The sequence below is a fragment of the Rhizobium sp. NLR10b genome (genome assembly GCF_019685435.1).
Classification (GTDB): domain Bacteria; phylum Pseudomonadota; class Alphaproteobacteria; order Rhizobiales; family Rhizobiaceae; genus Rhizobium.
The window spans coordinates 312,210-332,300 of the sequence record NZ_JABDWV010000001.1 but is presented as its reverse complement, the minus strand read 5'-3'; the positions used below and the strand labels follow the sequence as shown (position 1 = coordinate 332,300).

The following is a 20,091-nucleotide window of genomic DNA, read 5'->3' as shown; positions in this document are numbered from 1 at the left end:
AGGTCACCACGTACCAGGGCAGCCTCCTGAAAGGCACCTTGAATTAAAACTTAGCTGATTTGGCCAAGCACATTATAACAGGACCTAGGCAAGGATTGCCCCGTCACCGGGAGCGCCTAAAGCGTCGGCGCCTGCGACCTGCCCGAACCGCGATTTTCACAATCTCGCGCTCCTGTTTCACGAAGTCGCAACGAACGCTGCGAAGTACGGAGCACTCTCCGTTGGCGATGGGCACGGACGGATGAATGCAGATCCGACCCAGCCCTCTTCGGCTTTGAAAGCATCCTGGAGCAAAGGATAGCGCAAAACCTTGACATCCATATCGAGCGATCATGGACGCCTGATGAATAGTCAATTCGGCTTTCGCTTTTCCGTCTCGTGATCACGTAAGCCTTCCGGCTCGCCTGGGGCTTACAAGGGAGATGCATGGCATGGCCATCGCCATACCGAATGACACCCGCAATTCGGCAGCCTCCGTTTCGCGATTTTGTCCGGTGTTGTTCTCCGCGGCGGCAACAGAGGCGACGCCTAGTCCCTTCATCGGTCCTTAAGAAAAGGATGGCAGCTTTACCTCAAATTTGGGGGGGTGCATATATGGTACATGGGTTGATGTGGCGGGCTCGCATTCAGACGAAGGTGCTCGCGCTTTTGGCGCCATTCGTCATTAGCCTATGCGCAGTAGGGTTGACGGGGTACTACGCGTCGAGCCTTCTCGAAGGTCGGATGGAGATCTCCAACCATATTTTGCAGTCTCTGAACGGGTTCAAGCTTGTTTCTTCAAGCATGACCGGCTTTCTGATGAAGCCGTCGCAGGAAGCTCGTGACACCGCGCTTGCGGACGCCCGAGAGCAATTGGCAAACCTGAAGCAGACGATCGAGACTCTAAGGCCGACGACCGATGTGGGGCTTCTCGACCGCGCGCTCGATCAGTCGCAAATCATCCCGCAAAAGATCGAAGCGATCTGGCAAATCGAAACGGGACAGCAGAAAATTCTCAGCGACGTGGACGCTGCTTCCGCGGCGCTTCTTGACCTGCAAGGGCAGGTTGGCAAGCGCTCGTTCATGCTGATGGCGAGTGCGAAAAAGATGGAAAATGCCAACAAGAGCGGCCTCAGCAACGCCGTCTCCATCACCGCGGCCGCCAGTGTTGCGACAAAACTTAGCAATGATTATACGAACGCTACAACGTCGGCTGACAAGCTTAGCCTTCTAGCCAAATATGCGCCCGATTTGCAGAAGACAAGGGAGCAGCTTTCGCCTGCGATAGGGACCGACAGAGAAGCCCTCGCAACGCAGTATGCCGCTGCGGTAGATGCCATCCTTAACGCTTCGAAGGCGTCGCCAGACACTTTGGATGTCCCGACAACGGATACCGCCATCGCTAATCTTGCTGCTATTGGGGACAGTCTCAAGACAATTGGCGACGACCTGATGCGGACCTCAGTACTCGCGCTTGCCGCGTCGGACAAGGATATCTCTCAGGCGACGAATGTCGGCAACCAACTGCGTGCTATCGTTAACAGCAATAACGAGATCCGCGTCGGCTTCGCCGAACTTGCAGGCAAGCCAGACGACGCGCGAGTGAAGAAAGTCCAGCAATCAATCTACATGTATCAGACCGAGCTCGGCCGTCTCGCCGGCGTGGTGACCGACGATCCGGTTTTTGCCGAGATTCCGAAGAAGGCTCAACCCGTTCTCGATCTGCTTGCGGCGAACGCGGCAGCGCTCTCCGACGGTGCGCTCCGCAAGCTTGCTGAGTTCGACCGCGCCGCGGAGCAGATCGACAACACCTGGAACCTGCTTGCGCAGTTCGCCGAGACGCAGAAGGAAAATGCTGGGCAGGATCGTCAACAGGCCAATAGGATATCCGGCGGCGCGATTGTCATCGGCATCCTAATTGCCATGGCCGCAGGTGCCGCGCTGGTCTTCACACTGAAGGGACCTATCGCCCAGATTACCGCAGCGATGCGCAAGATCGCCGAGGGAAGGCTCGACACCACAATAACGGGCGAGACACGGGCCGACGAAATCGGGGAAATGGCCCGTGCGCTTTCGGTCTTCAAACAAAATGCGCTGTCGAAAGTCGAAATGGAACAACAGGCCGAGATCGCGCGTCGTGAGGCAGAATCTGAGCGCGCCCGCAACGAACTCGAGCGACGTAACGCACAGGTTCAGGTTGATGCCGCAATCGAGGCGCTGGCGGAAGGGCTCACGCGGCTGTCGCGCGGGCAGTTGAATTTTGCGATCGATACGCCCTTTGCCCCTGATCTCGATCGGATCCGCACCGATTTCAACATGTCGGTGGAGGGTCTCAGAGAGACCCTCCACGAGATCCGTGAGACGTCTTCCCTCATTAGCAATAATGGCCGCCAGATGGCGGAAGCTGTCGATGACTTGGCCAGTCGAACTGAAAAGCAGGCGGCTGCTCTTGAAGAAACCGCAGCGGCTGTGGAGGAGATTTCTTCCGCCGTCAACACCTCTTCAGGACGGGCAGCAGCAGCGCTGGCGCTTGTCCAACGCGCCAAACAAGGCGCCGACGCCTCGGCTTCGGTGGTCCAAAACGCAGTATCGGCTATGGGACGGATCGAGGACGCGTCGGGCAAGATCGTACAGATTGTCAGCGCCATCGATTCCATCGCTTTCCAGACCAATCTCTTGGCCCTGAATGCGGGAGTCGAAGCGGCGAGAGCGGGCGAGGCCGGCAAGGGCTTTGCAGTCGTGGCGCAGGAAGTGCGGGAGCTGGCGCAGCGATCGGCTCGCGCAGCCAAGGAAATCGGCGAGCTCATCAACAATTCTGTCCGAGAGGTTGCGTCGGGCTCCGAGTTCGTCGGCCGCACTGGCGATGCGCTGATGGAGATTTCCACCGAGATCGTCCACATCGTCGGCCATATTGAACTGATCGCCGCGTCAAGCCGCGATCAAGCGACGACACTCAATTCGATCAATGCGTCGGTGAACGATATTGATCGTATGACGCAGCAAAATGCGGCGATGGTGGAAGAGACCAATGCCGCCACGCAACAGCTATCGTCAGAGGCGCTCGCACTTACCGAGATGATCGCACGCTTTCAGCTTGAAGGCCCTGAGAGCCCGGCTTCTAGAGGCTACGAGGCCGCCGCATGACGGCAGCGTGTATTCGCAGACCCTTTGACTTGCTTTCAAATGTGAATCATGAGCGCCTGCTGCACGTCGTCATCAGCGTGAGCTCGGTATCCACAAAGTCCGGCGATCACGATTTGTGGCCAACGGCTGTTGGTCAAAACTGAGCCGGTTAGGCGCATGAGGAGCATTGAGGGTTCTGAACGGCGTCGGCATCGCTGCGGACGTGATTGTAACAGACCCGTGGCCCAGTGACGCAGAAGAAGGCGAATTGGCGGCCTTATAGGTGTCGGCATCGCTCCTCGACCAAGGGCGCCGCAACACAATCTTTTTGCCTTGTCCACTAGTGGCGAGAGGCAGGAAGTGGCGCAGACGCGACATCAAATCCGACATGTCGTTTCCGCGAGGCAAAGGCTTTCCTGCTTCACGCCCAGAACGCATTGATGGAGTGGGCGACCTCTTAAGCGCAGTCGAGGCAGTTATCAAAGGAGTGTCAGACGCATCATACTCGTCGGGAGCTTTCGAAACATCAGCTTAGAGATGCTACCCACCCACCGGCGTCAGGTCAACGAGCGCCTTGATCGGCAGGTGATCCGAGGCGATGCGGGCGAGCGGTGTATCATGCGCCTCCACCTCGGAGATGATGCCCTTGCGGTTGGCGATGATGCGGTCGAGCGCCAGCAGCGGCAGGCCGGCGGGAAAACTCGGCACGGCTGGCGGCAGCTCGCCGAAGGCGGATTGGAAGGTGTTGAGCGACGAGCGGTCGCCGAGCCGCCATTCGTTGAGGTCGCCGAGCAGGATGGTCGGCATCTCGTGCCTGTCGTTGATCAGTTCGACGAGGGTCCGGGCCTGCTGGGCTCTGCTGTGGCGCAGCAGGCCGAAATGCGCGGCGATGATGCGCAGCACCCCGCCCTCCTCCAGCTCGATTTCGGCGACCAGCGCACCGCGCGGCTCCAGCCCCGGCAGCCTGACCTGGTGCACGTCATGCACCAGCCCCTTCTTGAACAGCACGACATTGCCGTGCCAGCCATGCGCCTTCGCCATTCCGGCGACCGGCACAGGGATTAGCCCCGTCTCCCGCTCCAGCCGGCCGAGGTCGAGAATGCCCGTGCGCTCGCCGAAGCGTGTGTCGGCTTCCTGCAGCGCGATCACGTCGGCACCGATTTCATGGATCACCCGGCTGGTGCGCTCCGGATCGAAGCGGCGATCAGTACCGACACACTTGTGGACATTGTAGGAGGCGATCAACGTTCCGGCGCTGCGCGGCCTTGCCTCCATATGCGCCGCGTCAAGCCGCTTTTTCCTGCTCCTGATCGAGGCGAGAATGCTGGCGGGAAGACTGTCTTTCCTGGCGTGCATCGGGAGGCGCACTTGTTCCGTTGATCAAAGAGGCTACTCACTCGGCAGTATAGGCGGCCGCGCGGAACTTGCCATGTCGGAATGCAAAAAATCCGTCAGAGATAGGGCGAACCCAGCCACAGGACCTTCTCGATCAGCCGCACCGGGAAGGGCCGCGCGCGTAAGCCTTCCAGCGTCACCAGCGTTGCCGATTTCAGGATTTCCTCGATATGCTCGTCGATCTCGGCGGCAAAGCCCTCATTCAGCACTTCGAGATCGACCTCGAAATTCAGCCTGAGCGAACGTGGATCGAGGTTGGAAGAGCCGACATAGGCCCAGGTGCCGTCGATCGTCAGAAGCTTCGAATGGCTGAAGCTGCCGGTCGAGCGCCAGATGCGGCAATAATTTTTGAGGATCTGATCGAATTGCGCCGTCATCGCCCGGTCGACCAGCATGAGATTGTTGAGAGCCGGCACGACGATATCGACTTCAACGCCGCGCCGCGCCGCCGTCACCAGGGCGCTGATCAGTTCGCGGTCCGGCAGGAAATAGGGCGACATGATGCGGATCGATTGACGCGCAACCGAAAAGGCGCCCATCAGCATCTTATGGTTGGTCTCGAGGCTGCGGTCCGGCCCTGAGGCGACGATGCGCATCAGGATGGGGTCGCCGGGGCTGCGCGGCGGCGGCTCGATGCGCCAGACCTCGTCGTTCAACAGTTCGTCGGTGGTGAACCGCCAGTCTTCGGCGGCAAGATCGAAGAGATCGGTGACGACGGGGCCGGTGACGCTGAAATGCGTATCACGGGCAAAGGTCTCGCCCGTCGCCTCCTCGCTGAAACCCGCCCTGATATTCATGCCGCCGGTCAGCGCAATGCGTCCGTCGACGATCAGGATCTTGCGGTGGGTGCGCAGATTGGCATAGGGCAGCCGCAAGCCCATGATGACATTGCCGTTGAAGACGGCGACGGTGACGCCGCCCTCCTTGAGATGGCCGAGAATGCTCGGCACCGAATATCGCGCGCCGACGGCGTCGATCAGCACCCGGACCGTCACACCCCGCTTCACCGCGGCAATCAGCGCATCGGCGATCCGCAGACCAATGACATCACGGTCGAAGATGTAGGTTTCGAGCAGGATGCTGCGCCTCGCTTCATCGATGGCGGATTTCATCGCGGCATAGGCCTCATCGCCGGTCTCCAGCATGTCGATCGTATTGCCCGAGGTCAGCGGGTTGCGGGTCACCCGGTCGCCCAGCGTCTGCAGCGCCGCAAAGCGGCGGCCGAACTGGCTGATCACGGTCTCGGCGTCGGCGTCGAACGTCTCCAGCTCGTCGGTCCCCGGCGCGAGCAGCAGGGCGTCGCGGCGAATGCTCAGCGATTTGCGGCGGATGCGATTGATGCCGGCGATCGCGTAAAGCAGCGCACCGACGATTGGCGAGAGGATGATGACGCCGACCCAGCCGATTGCCGCGCGCACCTCCTCCTTGGTCATGGCGGCATGAATCGCCGCCGCGGCTCCCATGGCGATCGAAACGACAAAGAGGATATGCGGCCAGTAGGTCGACAGGAGATAGAACATCGCTGGCCAATATAGCCGCGAAACGGCGGCGTTCAATTATGCAGCCGCTCCCCCATGGCGCGAAATTTTTCTTCGGGATTGTTTTGCCGGGAGTCCCCGTTCGATCGCGGGAACAATCCCGGTTGAGATCGATTCCTCCTCAGGAGATGAGGATTGCCATCGTGAACATCGCCGCAAACATTGGTCCTGCCCTGGCGCTCGAAGTCGCGGATGCAGAAAGCATTGCCGAACTCCGGCATCAGGCCGAGGACTGTACCCGCTGTGACCTTTATCGCAATGCGACGCAGATCGTCTTTGGTGAAGGCCCGGGAAAGGCCGAGATCGTCCTTGTCGGTGAGCAGCCGGGTGACCGCGAAGATATCACCGGCAGGCCCTTTGTCGGCCCGGCAGGCCATCTGCTCGACCTCTGTCTCGACGAGTCCGGTCTGGACCGTCAACGCTGCTACGTCACCAATGCCGTCAAGCACTTCAAGTTCACGCCCCGCGGCAAACGGCGCCTGCATGCGAAACCCAATGCCGGCGAGATAAGGCGTTGCGCCTGGTGGCTTGGCGCGGAGCTCAACATCCTGCAGCCGAAACTCGTGGTGGCGCTGGGCGCGAGCGCCCTCTATGCGCTGCTCGGGCCGAAGGCGAAATTGACGCCCGAGCGCGGTCATGTCCTGCAGCCTGCAAACCATCCCCCGGTTCTGGTGACAATCCACCCCTCTTATCTCCTGAGAATTCGCGATGAGGCCGAGCAGCAAAAGCAGCGCCAGGCATTCGTGTCAGATCTGCACAAGGCGGCGGAATTTCAACTTCGATGAATGCCGATTCTCAACCTTGATATGCTGCAATGCGAAATATTTGCGGTTGCGGTTCGATTTCGCTTGAAACCGGGCTCCTCCTCTGGAACCATCCTGCCAGTATCGCGTTCGAACGACGGCAAAATGTGACTGGAGATCAGCGATGGCAGAAACTCGGGAAGAGTGGATCAAGAAACGTGCATACGCCCTCTGGGAAGAAGAGGGCTATCCGACAGGGCGGGATTCCATCCATTGGGAACAGGCACGCCACGAGCGCGACGCGCTCGAAGGCTCCTCTTCCAACGGCAAAGAGGCCAAACCCAGGGTCAAGCGCGCCGCAACGACCACGAAGGCCGCCCCAGGCGCCAAGACGAACGGCGTCGTCACGCCGGCGCCCAAGCGGACTGCAAGCCGCAAGACGGCGACCTGAATATTGAAAACCGCTGACATCGTTGAAAGGGCGTCACCGTGGCGCCCTTCGGTCTCTCTTTGTCATATGTCTGAATCATCTGTGTTTTATGGAAGCTTGCAGGCGGGTTTTCCGCGCGGGGGGGTGAACAAGGGCCGGATGACGCTGCAAGCTTTGAGGCCTCCGAAAAAATTGAGCCTTCGCCCGCAAGCCGGGGATCATACAAAAACTGTTTATGGCGAAACCAGGGAGGCAGCCATGAACGATCGTATCGAAATGCTCGTCGTCGCGCCTCTTGCCGCCCGCAGCCACGCTTCCAACGTGTGAGCCATGGAAATATCGCTCCTGCTCATCGCCGCTCTGCTTTATCTCGGTCTGGCGCTCGGCTTCATCCTGGTCGTCGATAAGCTCGTCGGTCTGGTTTTCCGCGAGTCCCGTACGCCGCTGCAACTGCCCTCCTTCGACATCGGCCGCGCCTTCGCAGCGTCGCAGAAATTCCACCGGAAATAACGGTTCTCAGCTGGCGCCCGCGCGCGGTTAAAAAGTAGGGTGGATCTGGCGCATCGGCCCGAAAATCGGAATTGATTTTCGGAAAGCAGGATGAGATCGAGGACAATGGGACAGGCCCGAAGCGTTCAGCCGACGACATGGCTTTTTGCAGCGCGCTCCTTGCGCGACTTCGGCGACGGTTTCGTGGCCATCCTGTTGCCGGTCTATCTCCTTGCTCTTGGATTTTCGCCCCTGCAGGTCGGCGTCATTGCGACGACATCCCTCTTCGGATCCGCACTTTTGACGATCATCATCGGCTTTCTCGGCGCGCATCATGATCTCCGCCGCCTGCTTTTGGCCGCCGCCGGCCTGATGGTCGCCACCGGTCTCGCTATGCCGATGATCAGCGACTATGCGCTGCTGCTCGCCGTCGCCTTTGCCGGTACGATCAATCCGTCGGCAGGCAGCGTGAGCATCTTCGTGCCGCTTGAACATGCGGTCCTGGCCCGGGAGGTGACCAACGCCGATCGAACGAGAATGTTTGCGCGTTATAGCTTGGTCGGGGCGCTCGCAAGCGCCGGCGGCGCGCTTGCTGCGGCGCTGCCAGATGTCATGATGCGGCTCGGGATGACGCAACTGAGTTCGATCAGGCTGATGTTCGTTGTCTATGCGCTCGTCGGCATTCTCGGCGGCCTTCTTTATGCCCGCATACCGCCTCGCCCGGTGACGCACGAAGACCACAAGCCGGCGGCACTCGGGCCTTCGCGGGCCATTGTCATGAAGCTCGCAGCCCTCTTCAGTCTCGATGCCTTTGCCGGAGGTTTCGTGGTCCAGTCCTTGCTCGCGCTGTGGCTGTTCGAACGATTCGATCTTTCGCTATCCGAGGCTGGAGTGTTTTTCTTCTGGACGGGCGTGCTGTCGGCGTTTTCGTTTCCTGTCGCCGCCCGGCTATCGAAGCGGATTGGACTCGTGAACACCATGGTGTTCACCCACATCCCGTCCAGCCTTGCCCTCGGCCTTGCCGCATTCGCCCCCACCTTGCCACTGGTGCTTGCCTTGCTGCTGGTCCGGGCCGCGCTTTCGCAGATGGATGTGCCAACCCGTTCTTCCTACGTGATGGCTGTTGTCACTGAGGCGGAGCGAGCCGCTGCCGCAAGCTTCACATCGGTGCCGCGCAGCCTCGCATCGGCGGCCAGCCCTGCGCTGGCAGGTGCTCTTTTTGCCGCGTCTTATCGGGCCTGGCCGTTTGTCATCTGCGCCGGCCTGAAGATCATATACGACCTCTTGCTGTTGCTGCAGTTCCGCCATCTCAAGCCGCCCGAGGAATCCTGAAGTGCACTGCCTGCCTCGGGCGGAAGTTCATCGGCTACCGCCCGTAAAACGCAGCGCTGACGCTGCGCCGCGGGCGCGAGCAGCGTCAGCTGCAACGCGCCTATGCCCCTCAGGTTCGTATTCTGAGCGCTCGTTCCGTTCTGTCGGCGATTTGGGTCACGGCATAGGCGATCACCATGTAGATCACCACGGCAACCAGGAAGGCTTCGAGATAGTAGAAGTTCAGCGCCGCGGTCAACTGCGACTGTGCGAAGATGTCGACCACCTCGATGGCGAATCCTAGCGACAGCGCCTTCATGATCACCATGAAGGAGTTGGCGAGATCCGGGATGGCCGCGACGATAACCTGCGGCAGCATGACCCGGCGGAAGAGCTGGCTCTTCTTGTAGCCGAGCGAATAGGCGGCGTCCGCCTGCCCCGTGTCGAACGAGTTCAGCGCGCCCTTGACCACCTCCGCCTGGAAAGCCGCGACGCAGGCCGTCAGGGCGACGATGAGCGTCACCCAGTTCGGCGTCGAGTGACCATTGTACTCCACGCCGACGAGCGAGGTGAGGAACCGCAGCGTCGACGGAAGTCCATAATAGGCAAGGAAGATCACCACCACCATCGGGACGCCCTTGAACGCCACCTTGTAGGCGATCACGAGCTGGCGGAGCACCGGGATCCTCTGATACTCGACCATGGCGAACAAGCTGCCGACGACCGTCGACAGGACGAAGATGGCGAGCGCCATGACAAGCGTCAGCGGCACAGCGCCCAGGATCTCATAAAGGTCGGGGAGAAGAACTTCGCTGTCGAAAATCATGACTTCCTTCCTCGATCAGACGCTGGCCATCAATGGGGCACGGACTGTCTTTTCGCCTGGTACGTACCTGCCGGAGCGGCGCTCGAAGAGCCGAACGGTCGCCCAGGCGATGAGGCAAAGGACCGAGTACAGCACCGCCAGTACGAGGTAGGTCTCGAACTGATACTGGTTGTAGTCCCGCTCCATGACGAGGTGGGCGGTGGCCATGACGTCGGCCGCGCCGATGTACATGACAAGCGCCACGTTGTGGATCAGGTAGATGATCGAGTTTCCATACCCCGGCAGCGCAATATGGACGGCCTGCGGAGCGATGACGCGCAGCAGCTTATGGCAGAAGGTGTAGCCCAAGCTGTCCGCCGCATCGTGCTGGCCTCGCTCGACTGCGAGATAGGCCGGACGCATGACCTCCGAGAGATAGCCGCCATGGTAGAGGCTGAGGCCCAGCATGGCGGCGATCGTCGGCGAGACGAAGTCGCCGATACCGAATAGGCCGACGAGCACGGGGAGCCCGTAGAAGGCGACGAACAACTGAAGGACGACGGGAACGCTGCGCGCATAGGATACGTAGAGGTCGGCCAACTGGCTAATCACAAGGATCCTGCGCACCCGGAACGTCGTCGCGATCAATGCCAGCACGAAGCCGGCGGCCATGGCCGTGAATGTGATCGCAAGCGTCAGCGGCAACGCCGAAAGCAACTCGGGGATCATTATGGAAAGGTCCACTTGGGAACGCTCCTTCTTTCAGTCTTGGGCCTGGTCGCCGGCTTCGACGCCCGGCGTTACTTCATGTACGTGGTGATGTCCTCGCCGAACCATTTCTGCGAGAGCTTGGCGAGCGTGCCGTCGGCCTTGAGCTCCTTCAAAGCCTTGTCGATGCCGTCGGCGAGCGCCTTGTTCTCTTCCGAGCGGTGGATGAGCACGAAGGTATTGTTGATCGCGACCGGCTCACTTGCCTGGACATTCAGCTTCTGCTGGTCGATCACGGTCTGCTCGCCGAGATTCGACGGCAGGACGAGCGCGTCATACTTGCCGTTCTCGACCTCCTTCAGGCGATCCGGATAGGGAATGCCGGCGCTCGAAGCCGTGATCTCGATCTTGTAGTCGGGGTTCTGCTCTTGCCATGCGGTCGCGAACTTGTAGATGCCGCCGCCCGCCGTCACCGGCACGATCTTCTTGCCGACGAGATCCTTCATCTCCTTGATGCCGCTGTCCTTGCGGCTGTAGATCTTGATCAGGCTGGCGCCGATCGGCGCTTCCGGAATGAGGAACTGCTTTTCGCGGGCGGGAGCACGGTAGTAGCCGCCGGTTGCGACATCGTACTTGCCGGTCGCGAGGCCCGTCTCCTGCGCGATGTCGGCAGCACCCTCCATCACGAACTTGTACTGCGGCAGCTTGGCGTTGATCGCCTTCAAGACGTCGGGCTCGTAGCCCTGCGGTTCGACGCCGATCGCGCCCCAGGAGAGCGGCTTCGATTCCGCCGCGGTGGCGATCTTGATCGTCCGAACGTCCTCGGCGAAGGACGCGGTTGCGAACGCGATCGCGACGCCTGCTACGGCGAGACCGAGACCACGGCGGGAGATTGAACTCATGGAAGTCATTTCAGGCATCCTTTCTTACTGGATCGCGCGTTCGGAATTGAGAAACTGAGCGAGGCGCGGGTTGGACGGCGTGTCGAAGATTTCGGACGGACTGCCGTCGGCTGCGACGACACCCCGGTCCATGAAGACGATGCGGTTCGAGATGTTTTTGGCGAACTGCATCTCGTGCGTGACGAGAAGCGAGGTGATGCCCGAGGACGTGACATCCTTGATCACCTTGAGAACCTCGTTCACGAGTTCGGGATCGAGCGACGAGGTCGGCTCGTCGAAGAGCATCACGTCCGGTTTGACCGCGAGCGCTCTGGCGATGCCCGTTCTCTGGAGCTGCCCGCCGGAAAGCTGCGACGGGTAGTTGTCGAGCTTGTCGGAAAGCCCCACCCGCTCAAGCTCCTGCAGCGCGATGGCACGGGCTTCGTCCTTGGCCTTGCCCTGTACGACCATCAGCGGATCCATGACGTTCTGAATAACCGTCATGTTCTTGAAGACGTTGAACTGCTGGAACACCATCGCGGTGCGCAGACGGATCGCCCGAACGGCGGTCTTGTCCGGCCGCGCGAAGTCCATCCTGATATCGTCGAAGGCAATCGTTCCGGATGCCGGCTTCGCTAGATGGTTGATGCACTTCAACAGCGTCGTCTTGCCGGTTCCGCTGGGACCGATGATCGAAACCACGTCACCTCGTTTCACCGAGAGATCGACGCCATTCAGGATCTGCGTGCGACCGTAGGACAGCTTCAGGTTCTTGATCTCAAGCATTTCGGATCTCAGGTCCTTTCGGAAGATAGTTCGGAAAGCGCTTCGGTCTCGGCATCGAACCACTCGTCGCCGAGAAGTTCCGGCGTGTCGAAGGCCCGGAGGTTTGCAAAGTGCTTCTCGCGGTCTTCGACGAAGAGCGATCGGACGACGCCGCGCGCCAGGCGGTCGGCGCCCTCGCTGATTGCAGGGATGTCGCCGGTGAGCTTGCCGTGGCTGAGGGTCGCCGGGAAGTTGAAGCAATGAATCTTCGAGAGAACCGGGCAGGAACCCGGTTCCCTCTCAAGGAACTCGAAAGCCTCGCCAAGATCGGGCGATCCTTCAAGCTCCGCATTCGCCATCCCGGCCGGCGTCGGAAAGCGGTCGCGCCAAAGTCGGATGTGGGGTTCGAAGACGGCCAGTTCCGGCCGATTGGTCAGATCGATCTTGAAGCCGGTCCCGAAGATCAAGAAGTCGAGGGGGTAGCTGGCCTTCGACGTCGTCACGAGGATCTGGTCGCCGTCCTGCTGCAGGCCGGTGATCGGGCTTTGGAGATGAAGGTGGGCCTGCTCGAAGGAGCTGACGCGCAGCACGCTCGGACGCGGCGGTGGCGTCTGCTGGCTCATGGCGTAGTCGAGGAAGCGCCACTTCCATTCGTCCGGCAGTCCGGCGAAGCCATGGACGACGCCCTGGCTGCCGATGCCGGTGAACTTGTTGATCCGCGGCAGTTCCTTGCGGCGGACGAACATGTCGAGGCGGGCGACACCGGCTTCGAGCGCCGTCGCGGCATTGTCCATCGCCGACGCACCCGCACCGATCACCCCTACCCGCTTGCCGCGCAGCGCTGCGAAGTCGATCGCATCGGCGGTGTGCGCCCAGAACCTGCGATCGATATTTTCGGCGATGTCGGGCACGAGGGGGCCGCCGAGACCGTCGCGGCCGGTTGCAAGAACCACATGGCGGGCGATGATCGTTTCCGTGCGGCCATTCTCGCTGCAGGCGAGGTCGAGCATGCCGTCGTCGCGCGGCAGGATCGCATCGACCGAGACGCCGTTGCGCACCGGCAGCTCGAGCACCTTCCGATACCAGATCAGGTAGTCCATCCACGTCTCGCGCGGCGCCCGGTCGAGTGCCACCCACGCCGCGCTTCCAAAGCGCGCTTCATAATAGGCCCGGAAGGTGAGCGCCGGCAGTCCCATCGCGGGACCGGTGAGTTGTTTGGGAGATCGAAGGGTACGCATCCGGGCGAAAGTGACCCACGGCCCTTCCTCCCCGGCAGGTGCCTTGTCGAGGGTGACATGGTTGGCGACGCCAAGGCGCTTCAGCATTCCGGAAGCGACGAGGCCTGCCATGCCGCCGCCGATGATGACGACGTCGATGACAGGCTTGCCATCAACTTCACGCGCCGGAACCCAGGCCTTGGCAGGCAGTTCCAGCCAGGTGAGGTCCTGACGCAGACGCGCTTCGAGGGCGTGAAGATTGTCCGGATGTGTGGAGAGATCGCTCATGCGGGCGCTCCTTCGGGAATTGCCGCCTGCCCGTAAACCGTGTCCGCCAAGGTTTCGATGCCATTCGCCTCCAGCAGGCGGCAGCCGGGCATCTTCAATGCCTCGAGTCGCGCGGCATCGATTACGGCGGCGACGGTCGGTGCGAGCGGCAACGCCGCCGCCGTAATCGCACCGAACAGGAACGGAATGGCCTGGTCGAGCACGCGCATGACGATGCCATCGAGGGGCACGCCGCAGACGGTCGCGGGCTCGACGATGGCAATGCCAAGTCCTGCGCGCACCAGCGAGAGCGCAGTCAGCGAGGCGTTGACGTCGATGATGCGATCCGGCGCCACCCCTGCCCGTTCCAGCGCCTCGTCGACGCGATGACGAAGCCGATAGGGGTTCGCGAGCGTGATGATGCGACGCTCCGCCAGATCGGCCAGGCGAACGACATCGTTCGCAGCGAGAGGATCGTCGGCGCCGATGGCAATCACGCACGGTGCTTCCGCGATCCAGTGGATGTCAAGACCGGGATGTTCGAGCGGCAGGCTCGATATGCCGAGATCGGCCGACCGGGCGAGAACCGCCTGCACGACGTTTTCGGCGGCGAGCGCCTGGACGTGGAGATGACGCGGGATCAGGTCGGGCGAGACGGCCGCCAAAGCCTCCGGCAGGATTCCTGCAGCCAGGGATGGCGTTGCCGCGATGGTCAAGGTCGCGGGCTCGTCAAGACCGATTGCCTCGGCCCGTTCGCGGATGTGGGTCAGGCTGGCGAGATGACGTTCGACCTCGGCATGGAAGCGCCGTCCACGCGACGTCGGCTGGATGCGCGGACCGCTTCGGTGGAGGAGCGCATAGCCCAGATCGGCTTCCAGATCCTGGATCTGCCGCGTCACGGCTGGCTGCGAACGGCCGAGCAGCCGGGCTGCGCCGGTGACGCTGCCAGCCGACATCACTGCCGCGAAGGCTTCGAGTTGCCGAATGTCGAACGGGTTTCTATTCATATTCAACATGAACTCCCGCCAGCCATGCTTTTGGAAGCATGGGCTTCCCATAATTTGAGCGGATAGTAGATAATTATTTCGCATGGATTGCAAGCCTTCATGCTATTTTGACATAATGAACAGACCGATCTAATGCTCTCCCGCGAGATGAAAGGAGCCTGCCTTGACGCTCATCCAAACTCTTGCCGCCGTCAGACCCGGTTCGGCCCTTGCCGAAGCCATGGGAAAGCGGGCGGAGATCCTGCGCCTCAGCGAAGCCGCCCACGACGCAGTCCTTCTTCCGCGTGATCCCGGTGGCCTGTCGTATGGTCTCAGGGCGGCGCTTGCCGCCCGTATGGCCCGTCATAACCACAACGAAAAACTGGCGAAGCACTACGACGAACTGGTGAAACGTGCCGCCGAGGCATCGACAGCGCCGCTCGCTAAGCCGGGTACTAGCGCAACCGATGAACGCATCGCAGAGATCGTCCGCCATGCGGACCGACTGACGGTCGCGCCGCAGGAAGCGACCCGCGACCACATAGAAGGATTGCGCCGTGCGGGAACGACCGACGCCGACATCGTCCGGCTGTCGGAGCTTGCGGCCTTCGTAAATTATCAGGTTCGAGTCATCGCAGGGCTGGCGCTGATCGGAGGAAGACAATGAGCGAAGTCGTCCACACCTTCACCACCCAGGTTCCGCGCTGGCAGCCTTACGTCATTCCAGTCGATCTTGAAACTGCGACCGCCGAGCAGCGGGAGGCAATGCAGGTCACGCCCTCCAACAAGGGCATCTCCCCCTACGTCCTGACGCTTGCGCACGACCCGGAATCCCTCGCTGTCCGCTCACCCCTGTTCAACCTGATCATGTACGGGAAGGACGGGCTTTCACCGGGAGAACGCGAACTAGGCGCCACTGCTGCTTCCGTCGTCAATCGCTGCGTCTACTGCGCCGCCGTCCATGCCTCCCGGTTCATCAGCCATACCAAGCGGACTGACGTGATCGACGCCATTTTCGCCGATGGGCTCGACGCCGAACTCGATGAGCACCTTCAAACCATCTTCGATTTCTCCGCCCATCTGTCGATGACGCCGCCGAAAGCAACGCAAGCTGACGCGCAGGCGCTGACGGACGTCGGTCTTTCCGAGCTTGAGGCCCTGGACCTCGTGCTGTCGTCCGCCATATTCGGCTGGGCGAACCGCCTGATGCATACGCTCGGCGAACCAGTCAAGGACTAGGTGCTTTGGCAGGCAGAAGTTCCACATCGCGTCCCGGTCTGGATTTGATCCGTCGCGCCCGGAGCTGATTCGCATAAGTTAGAAAACTGAGCTGTCTGACGGTTGAAGCTTCTTGAACCGCTGCCTATCGAATTGAGGTCGTCGCAGCCCACGACGACTTCGCGCCGGCGCGACGGAGCAGTGTGGCCGCCGGCATTCATACCTGGCCCCGGAATTAGGCGGTGAGGTTTGAATGCCACGCCGCTGGGGGTGCACCGCGGATTCGGCGTAGGCGTCACCGCATGCGCATCAGGTCCACAGCGCGATTGCTGATGATTGCTTCCATCGAAAAATAGCCGGTCACTGTCGCAAGATCGAAGTTTGTTATCAGCTTCTGGTAGAAGGCATCATAGCCCGACATTCCTTTGGTGATGACCTTGATCAGGTAGTCCCAGTCGCCGCCTATTCGGTAGAAATCGACGACTTCCGGCATCCGGTCGACGTGCTTGCGAAAATCTTCCGACCATTCCTTTGAGTGATGGCGAGTTCGGATCATGACGATCACCGTGAGATCAAAACCGAGCGCTTCGAAATCGATGGAGGCGCGCGATCCTTTGATGATGCCAGTCGCATAAAGGCGCTGAAGCCGGCGCCAGCAAGCATTCTGCGACAGTCCGACCTGCTCGGCCAAATCACGTTGAGAAAGCGAAGAATCCCGCTGCGCGCACGTCAGAATCCTCAGATCAATTTCGTCGATTTTCAAATTATTATCGATCATACGACCCAATCTTATCCCATTCATCCAAAAAATTGGTGAAGTTTTCAACGGTGATGCAGATTAGAATCGTTGTCAAACCCTTCGCGGAGGATGACGATGCACGAGCTGGCGGCGCACTATCCATCAAAAAAACTCTCCACTGTTCTCGGCAAGTTCAAGAGTGATCTCAACCGAGATGACCCCATCGGCAGGTTCAGGGCGGGGCTGATAGGCTCAAAGGCGAAGGTCGACGGCCCGTTCGGCCCCAGGGACCTCGTCTATGCCGACTATGTGGCTTCGGGACGCGCCCTCAGACAGATCGAAGAATTCATCCTCGAAGACGTCCTTCCCTACTACGCGAACAGCCATACCGAGGCGTCCTACTGCGGAGGGATGATGACCCGGCTTCGACGGGAAGCCCGCTCAATCATTGGAGAGCTCTGCGGTGCCGATCGACAGCATGCCGTCATTTTTGCCGGATCCGGCGCGACGGCGGGCCTCAATCGCCTGGTGAACCTGCTGGGCGTCACCGAAGCGATCGCGGCCGGCAAAAGCGTGCGCGTCATCCTCGGCCCATATGAACACCACTCGAACATCCTGCCTTGGCGCGAGAGCGGAGCGGAGGTCATCGAAATTGTCGAGGGCAACGACGGTGGCCCCGATCCGGTCATGTTGCAGAAGGGCCTTGAGAACGCCCCCGCAGATTTGACCATTTGCTCGTTCTCTGCCGCATCGAACGTCACTGGCATCCTGACCGACGTCGCGTCGCTCACGAAGATCGCAAAGGCTGCAGGCGCGAAAGTGGTCTGGGACTACGCGGGGGCCGGACCATACGTACCGATTGCGATGACGCCTGAGCCTGACGCCGAAATCGACGCCGTCGTCGTGTCACCCCACAAGTTCCTGGGCGGCCCAGGGGCTTCCGGCGTATTGGTCGTGCGGCACGACGCGGTGGTGGCGAGCAGGCCATCCTGGCCCGGTGGCGGCACGGTCAAATTCGTTTCACCCACGGGTCACGATTACAGCGACAGCCTGGAGTCTCGGGAGGAAGCGGGAACGCCCAACGTCATCGGCGACATCCGTGCGGCGCTCGCCTTCCTGGTCAAGGATGCGATCGGACTCGATGCAATCAAGCGGCTGAATGACGAATACGCGCGGCGCGCCTTCACCGCGTGGAAGGACGTTTCGGAGATCGAACTGCTTGGCTCCACCTCTATTGCACGCTTGCCGATCTTTTCGTTTCGCGTGCGCGATGGCAAGGGCAGCTACATCCACCAGCAATTGGTCACCCGCATGCTCAGCGACCGGTTTGGCATTCAGGCCCGTGGCGGCTGCGCCTGCGCTGGTCCTTACGTGCATCGGCTGCTTTCGATAGACGCCCGGACGTCGCAGCGCATGCGGCAGGCGATCTTGGCTGGCAACGAAATCGAGAAGCCCGGATTCACGCGGCTCAACTTGAGCGTCCTGGCATCGGACGAAACGGTTGCCTTCATCCTGGATTCGGTCGCGCAACTCGCGCGGGATGCATCGGCCTATGTCGGGCAATACACCTTCGATCCGGCGCGCGCGATTTTCTCACCGGTCGCGTCCGGTCGACAGGAGGCGGCCTGTGCGTAGACCTGATGTCGCCGCCTTCTTCGACCCGCGTACCTTCTCGATTCAATACGTGGTCAGCGATCCGCAAACCAGGGCCTGTGCGATCATCGACCCGGTTCTCGACTTCGATGAGAAGTCAGGATCGACGACGACCCACAACGCCGAGATGCTGTTGGGTCACATTCGGGACCAGGACCTGCGCCTGCACTGGATCCTCGACACGCATCCGCATGCCGATCACCTTTCGGCCGCCGCCTATCTGAAGGAGGTGACCGGCGCGCCAACGGCGATCGGGAGCCGCATCACGGATGTTCAGAAAATCTGGTCGAAGATCTACAACCGGCCTGATCTTCCCGTCGACGGCAGCCAGTGGGATCGGCTCTTCTTCGATGGAGACACCTTCTCTGTTGGGAATATCGAGGTCGGCGTCATGTATTCGCCCGGCCACACCCTTGCCTCGATCACCTACACAGCGGGCGACGCCGTGTTCGTTCATGACACTGTCTTCATGCCGGACAGCGGCACTGCCCGCGCGGATTTTCCAGGCGGTAGCGCCAGGTCACTCTGGTTGAGCATTCAGAACATCCTGACATTACCCGGCGATACGCGCCTCTTTGTGGGACATGACTATCAGCCCGGCGGCCGGCAACCACTCTGGGAAAGCACAGTAGAACGTCAGAGGGCGGAAAACATCCATGTTGCGCGATGTGCTTGCGCCGATGCGTTCGTCAACCTTCGGGAGGCGCGTGATCGGACGCTGCCAATGCCGAAGCTCATACTTCACGCGCTGCAAGTCAACATCAACGGCGGCCGGCTACCGGAACCCGAAGGAAACGGCCTTCGCTACCTCAAGCTCCCGATGGGTGCCTTTCAAGGTTCCGTCTGGTCCTGAGCAACCCGATCGCTGTTCTCGGCGATACGGCACCTCGTCCGCTTACTGAACATTCTATGCTCGAGCAGGATCCTGAAAATGGCGCTAGATCTTTTTCAATATGGCATGGGGACCCTCAGCGGCGCCTTGGTTGGCTTCACCCTCGCCCTTTTGGGCGGCGGAGGCTCCATCCTTGCAGTCCCGCTTCTTGTGCATGCCGTAGGGCTGACCGACGCCCATACCGCCATTGCCACCAGCGCCGTTGCCGTTGCTTCGAATGCGTTGATCAGCCTGGTCATGCACGCGCGCCGAGGAACGGTGATATGGCGGTATGCGGGACTTTACTGCGCGACTGGGACCGTCGGGGCGCTGCTCGGAGCATCGATCGGAAAGATGCTCGATGGGAAGCATCTACTTTTGTATTTCTCGGGGCTGATGATCGCCATCGCCATCTTGATGCTGCGTCGAATAAGCGTCGCCAGCGAAGATACCTGTATCTTCGAACCTCGGAACACCACCAAGGTTCTTGCGATCGGTGGTGGAAGCGGCGTCGTCTCCGGTTTTTTCGGAATCGGCGGCGGCTTCCTGATCGTCCCCGGCCTGGTGTTTTCCACCGGAATGCCGACGATCAATGCGGTGTCGACCTCTTTGGTCGCGATCGTGGCGTTCGGTTCGACTACGGCTGCCACCTATTCCATCTCAGGTCTCGTCGACTGGCCGCTCGCCGCGGTCTTCATCGCGGGAGGCGCGTTTGGCGCCGTCCTCGGCTGCAAGCTTGTGCACCGCCTTAGGCCCTATCAATCTGCGCTCAACAGTGTTTTTGCGGGCGCCATTCTCACGTTCGGCATCGCCATGGCGTGGAGCACCCTCCTCGGATAGGTCGCCGTTAGCCCCGGTCAATGTGCTTGTGCTTCCACATTCCCTTCAGATTGCCGAGCAGCGGCTTGCCGGCACCTGCATGTAACGGTTTAACGAGTCGGCTCCCGGCGTTCGAGCTTGCCCTATCCTCTCC

General features: G+C 60.8%; 20 protein-coding genes. 11 read left to right on the top strand and 9 right to left on the bottom strand.

Going from position 1 to position 20,091, the window contains the following annotated elements:
- Nucleotides 1-594 precede the first annotated feature (594 nt).
- Nucleotides 595-3,123: a HAMP domain-containing methyl-accepting chemotaxis protein gene (locus HJB91_RS01530; RefSeq protein ID WP_221153350.1), complete on the top strand. Its 2,529-nt coding sequence runs from the start codon at nt 595-597 to the stop codon at nt 3,121-3,123.
- Nucleotides 3,124-3,642: 519 nt separating this feature from the next.
- Here the strand turns inward: HJB91_RS01530 and HJB91_RS01525 are convergent.
- Both HJB91_RS01525 and HJB91_RS01520 read right to left on the bottom strand, forming a co-directional pair.
- Nucleotides 3,643-4,458, bottom strand: coding sequence for an endonuclease/exonuclease/phosphatase family protein (locus HJB91_RS01525; protein WP_210632266.1), 816 nt, complete (start codon nt 4,456-4,458; stop codon nt 3,643-3,645).
- Nucleotides 4,459-4,553: 95 nt separating this feature from the next.
- Nucleotides 4,554-6,017, bottom strand: coding sequence for a phosphatidylserine/phosphatidylglycerophosphate/cardiolipin synthase family protein (locus HJB91_RS01520; RefSeq protein WP_221153404.1), 1,464 nt, complete (start codon nt 6,015-6,017; stop codon nt 4,554-4,556).
- 161 nt (nt 6,018-6,178) lie between these two features.
- On the opposite strand from HJB91_RS01520, the gene HJB91_RS01515 reads away from it, so the two are divergent.
- The 5 genes from HJB91_RS01515 (at nt 6,179) to HJB91_RS01495 (ending at nt 9,029) form a co-directional block, all read left to right on the top strand.
- Entirely contained in the window at nt 6,179-6,820 is a 642-nt protein-coding gene (locus tag HJB91_RS01515) for a UdgX family uracil-DNA binding protein (RefSeq protein WP_221153403.1), read from the top strand.
- A gap of 142 nt (nt 6,821-6,962) precedes the next feature.
- Nucleotides 6,963-7,229, top strand: a complete 267-nt coding sequence (locus tag HJB91_RS01510; protein ID WP_210632265.1) for a DUF2934 domain-containing protein — start codon at nt 6,963-6,965, stop codon at nt 7,227-7,229.
- Between the two features lie 3 nt (nt 7,230-7,232).
- Nucleotides 7,233-7,535, top strand: coding sequence for a hypothetical protein (locus tag HJB91_RS01505; protein WP_221153405.1), 303 nt, complete (start codon nt 7,233-7,235; stop codon nt 7,533-7,535).
- A gap of 3 nt (nt 7,536-7,538) precedes the next feature.
- A complete protein-coding gene (locus HJB91_RS01500) occupies nt 7,539-7,718 on the top strand; it encodes a hypothetical protein (RefSeq protein WP_210632263.1) in 180 nt (59 codons plus the stop codon).
- A 105-nt stretch (nt 7,719-7,823) separates the two neighbouring features.
- Nucleotides 7,824-9,029: an MFS transporter gene (locus HJB91_RS01495; RefSeq protein ID WP_210632659.1), complete on the top strand. Its 1,206-nt coding sequence runs from the start codon at nt 7,824-7,826 to the stop codon at nt 9,027-9,029.
- Between the two features lie 109 nt (nt 9,030-9,138).
- Here the strand turns inward: HJB91_RS01495 and HJB91_RS01490 are convergent, their stop codons facing one another.
- From HJB91_RS01490 to HJB91_RS01465, 6 genes are read right to left on the bottom strand one after another with little or no spacing between them, the layout of a single operon-like run.
- The gene (locus tag HJB91_RS01490; protein WP_210632658.1) at nt 9,139-9,831 is read right to left on the bottom strand and encodes an amino acid ABC transporter permease; all 693 of its coding nucleotides are present in this window, start codon (nt 9,829-9,831) and stop codon (nt 9,139-9,141) included.
- An 18-nt stretch (nt 9,832-9,849) separates the two neighbouring features.
- A complete protein-coding gene (locus HJB91_RS01485) occupies nt 9,850-10,557 on the bottom strand; it encodes an amino acid ABC transporter permease (protein ID WP_221153349.1) in 708 nt (235 codons plus the stop codon).
- 56 nt (nt 10,558-10,613) lie between these two features.
- Nucleotides 10,614-11,432 (bottom strand): amino acid ABC transporter substrate-binding protein, encoded by an 819-nt coding sequence (locus HJB91_RS01480; RefSeq protein ID WP_221145009.1) that lies wholly within the window; start codon nt 11,430-11,432, stop codon nt 10,614-10,616.
- 15 nt (nt 11,433-11,447) lie between these two features.
- Entirely contained in the window at nt 11,448-12,188 is a 741-nt protein-coding gene (locus HJB91_RS01475) for an amino acid ABC transporter ATP-binding protein (protein WP_221145007.1), read from the bottom strand.
- Nucleotides 12,189-12,196: 8 nt separating this feature from the next.
- Nucleotides 12,197-13,672 carry an NAD(P)-binding domain-containing protein gene (locus HJB91_RS01470; protein WP_221153348.1) on the bottom strand — a complete coding sequence of 492 codons (1,476 nt, stop codon included), beginning with the start codon at nt 13,670-13,672 and terminating at the stop codon, nt 12,197-12,199.
- Nucleotides 13,669-14,658, bottom strand: coding sequence for a LysR family transcriptional regulator (locus tag HJB91_RS01465; RefSeq protein WP_405047653.1), 990 nt, complete (start codon nt 14,656-14,658; stop codon nt 13,669-13,671). Before HJB91_RS01465 ends, HJB91_RS01470 begins: the two co-directional genes overlap by 4 nt.
- A gap of 163 nt (nt 14,659-14,821) precedes the next feature.
- On the opposite strand from HJB91_RS01465, the gene HJB91_RS01460 reads away from it, so the two are divergent.
- Together HJB91_RS01460 and HJB91_RS01455 are read left to right on the top strand one after the other, a co-directional pair.
- Nucleotides 14,822-15,304, top strand: coding sequence for a CMD domain-containing protein (locus tag HJB91_RS01460; protein WP_210632257.1), 483 nt, complete (start codon nt 14,822-14,824; stop codon nt 15,302-15,304).
- On the top strand, nt 15,301-15,876 hold the full coding sequence (locus HJB91_RS01455) for a peroxidase-related enzyme (protein ID WP_210632256.1): 576 nt from the start codon (nt 15,301-15,303) through the stop codon (nt 15,874-15,876). Before HJB91_RS01460 ends, HJB91_RS01455 begins: the two co-directional genes overlap by 4 nt.
- 274 nt (nt 15,877-16,150) lie before the next feature.
- On the opposite strand, the gene HJB91_RS01450 is transcribed toward HJB91_RS01455, so the two are convergent.
- A complete protein-coding gene (locus HJB91_RS01450; RefSeq protein WP_210632255.1) occupies nt 16,151-16,633 on the bottom strand; it encodes an Lrp/AsnC family transcriptional regulator in 483 nt (160 codons plus the stop codon).
- Between the two features lie 96 nt (nt 16,634-16,729).
- On the opposite strand from HJB91_RS01450, the gene HJB91_RS01445 reads away from it, so the two are divergent.
- The 3 genes from HJB91_RS01445 to HJB91_RS01435 all read left to right on the top strand — a co-directional run bounded on the left by HJB91_RS01445 (nt 16,730) and on the right by HJB91_RS01435 (nt 19,958).
- Complete coding sequence (locus tag HJB91_RS01445) at nt 16,730-18,229, top strand: aminotransferase class V-fold PLP-dependent enzyme (RefSeq protein ID WP_210632254.1); 1,500 nt, start codon at nt 16,730-16,732, stop codon at nt 18,227-18,229.
- Entirely contained in the window at nt 18,222-19,100 is an 879-nt protein-coding gene (locus HJB91_RS01440; RefSeq protein ID WP_221144998.1) for an MBL fold metallo-hydrolase, read from the top strand. The genes HJB91_RS01445 and HJB91_RS01440 overlap by 8 nt, the downstream gene beginning before the upstream one ends.
- 78 nt (nt 19,101-19,178) lie before the next feature.
- A complete protein-coding gene (locus HJB91_RS01435; protein WP_210632252.1) occupies nt 19,179-19,958 on the top strand; it encodes a sulfite exporter TauE/SafE family protein in 780 nt (259 codons plus the stop codon).
- Nucleotides 19,959-20,091: the final 133 nt, after the last annotated feature.

Coding starts and splice junctions, on each gene's coding strand:
- HJB91_RS01530 (WP_221153350.1), top strand. CDS start 595: ATGGTACATGGGTTGATGTGGCGGGCTCGCATTCAGACGAAGGTGCTC.
- HJB91_RS01525 (WP_210632266.1), bottom strand. CDS start 4,458: ATGCACGCCAGGAAAGACAGTCTTCCCGCCAGCATTCTCGCCTCGATC.
- HJB91_RS01520 (WP_221153404.1), bottom strand. CDS start 6,017: ATGTTCTATCTCCTGTCGACCTACTGGCCGCATATCCTCTTTGTCGTT.
- HJB91_RS01510 (WP_210632265.1), top strand. CDS start 6,963: ATGGCAGAAACTCGGGAAGAGTGGATCAAGAAACGTGCATACGCCCTC.
- HJB91_RS01500 (WP_210632263.1), top strand. CDS start 7,539: ATGGAAATATCGCTCCTGCTCATCGCCGCTCTGCTTTATCTCGGTCTG.
- HJB91_RS01495 (WP_210632659.1), top strand. CDS start 7,824: ATGGGACAGGCCCGAAGCGTTCAGCCGACGACATGGCTTTTTGCAGCG.
- HJB91_RS01480 (WP_221145009.1), bottom strand. CDS start 11,432: ATGACTTCCATGAGTTCAATCTCCCGCCGTGGTCTCGGTCTCGCCGTA.
- HJB91_RS01475 (WP_221145007.1), bottom strand. CDS start 12,188: ATGCTTGAGATCAAGAACCTGAAGCTGTCCTACGGTCGCACGCAGATC.
- HJB91_RS01470 (WP_221153348.1), bottom strand. CDS start 13,672: ATGAGCGATCTCTCCACACATCCGGACAATCTTCACGCCCTCGAAGCG.
- HJB91_RS01465 (WP_405047653.1), bottom strand. CDS start 14,658: ATGAATAGAAACCCGTTCGACATTCGGCAACTCGAAGCCTTCGCGGCA.
- HJB91_RS01455 (WP_210632256.1), top strand. CDS start 15,301: ATGAGCGAAGTCGTCCACACCTTCACCACCCAGGTTCCGCGCTGGCAG.
- HJB91_RS01450 (WP_210632255.1), bottom strand. CDS start 16,633: ATGATCGATAATAATTTGAAAATCGACGAAATTGATCTGAGGATTCTG.
- HJB91_RS01445 (WP_210632254.1), top strand. CDS start 16,730: ATGCACGAGCTGGCGGCGCACTATCCATCAAAAAAACTCTCCACTGTT.
- HJB91_RS01435 (WP_210632252.1), top strand. CDS start 19,179: ATGGCGCTAGATCTTTTTCAATATGGCATGGGGACCCTCAGCGGCGCC.